This is a genomic window from Neisseria sp. P0021.S006 (assembly GCF_051956895.1).
Genome location: NZ_JBQCWZ010001021.1, coordinates 1 through 529, shown reverse-complemented (window position 1 = coordinate 529; position 529 = coordinate 1). Strand labels below are relative to the sequence as shown.

The 529-nt window shown below is 50.9% G+C and carries 1 protein-coding gene; it reads right to left on the bottom strand.

All coding sequences use genetic code 11. The features are described 5' to 3' along the window. A partial coding sequence (locus ACTHUM_RS18500) for an aldehyde dehydrogenase family protein (RefSeq protein WP_440403751.1) occupies positions 1 to 529 on the bottom strand: 529 nt, incomplete at both ends.

Sequence of the window (529 nt, the reverse complement as noted above, 5' to 3'; positions counted from 1 at the left end):
GTTTTGTAGCCGCCAAACGGTGCACCGGCAGGCAGGCGGTTGTAGCAGTTTACCCAAACGCGGCCGGTTTCCAATGCATTGGAAACGCGCAGGCAGCGGTTGATGTCGGTACTCCAAACTGCGCCGCCCAAGCCGTATTCGCTGTTGTTGGCCATTTTGATGACTTCTTCTTCGGTTTTGAATTTAATCACGGTGGCAACAGGGCCGAAGATTTCTTCTTGGGCAACACGGGCTTCGTTGCTGCTGGCCTCAATCAAAGTAGGCTCGACAAATTCGCCTTTGCCCAATTCGCCTTCGATTTTTTTACCGCCGGTAATGATGCGGCAACCTTCTTGTTCGCCGATTTTGACGTATTTCAAAATGGTCTCGAGTTGACCGGCATTGACTTGCGAACCCATTTGGGTGTCGTCTTCCCAAGGCAGGCCGACTTTGATTTTTTTGAACTCTTCCGCCAAGGCATTGACGAATTTATCGTAAATACCTTCCTGAACGAAGATACGAGAACCGGCGCAGCAAACTTGGCCTTGGT